Below are 618 nucleotides of genomic sequence, written 5' to 3' on the forward strand. Positions count from 1 at the left end.
GGCGTCTCCGCGAGACCGTCGAGAAGCTCGACGTCGAGCGCGGCACGATGGGCAACCACGCCTACTACCTCTCCATCCCGCCCAAGGCGTTCCCCGAGGTGACGAAGCAGCTGCGCGAATCCGGGCTGGTCGGCGACCAGCATCAGGACGACACGCACTGGCGCCGGGTGGTCATCGAGAAGCCGTTCGGCAGCGACCTGGAGACGGCGCGCGAGCTGAACCGCGCGCTCGAGGCCGCGTTCCCGGCCGATTCGATCTTCCGCATCGACCACTACCTCGGCAAGGAGACGGTGCAGAACATCCTGGCGCTGCGCTTCGCCAACGAGCTGTACGAGCCGCTGTGGAACCGCAACTACGTGGACCACGTGCAGATCACGATGGCCGAGGACATCGGCGTGGGCGGCCGTGCCGGCTACTACGACGGCATCGGCGCGGCCCGCGACGTCATCCAGAACCACCTGCTGCAGCTGCTCGCCCTCACCGCGATGGAGGAGCCGATCAGCATGTCGGCCGACCACCTGCGCGCCGAGAAGGAGAAGGTGCTCGAGGCGGTCCGCCTGCCCGACGACATCTCGCTGGCCACCGCCCGCGGACAGTACGCCGGCGGCTGGCAGGGCG

The 618-nt window shown here is 68.9% G+C and carries 1 pseudogene; it reads left to right on the forward strand.

The annotated features are described in order from the left end of the window. Window positions 1-618: pseudogene (locus BGN97_RS13710) on the forward strand (glucose-6-phosphate dehydrogenase); the annotation flags it as partial.

The organism is Microbacterium sp. 69-10, assembly GCF_001897945.1.
Lineage (GTDB): Bacteria > Actinomycetota > Actinomycetes > Actinomycetales > Microbacteriaceae > Microbacterium.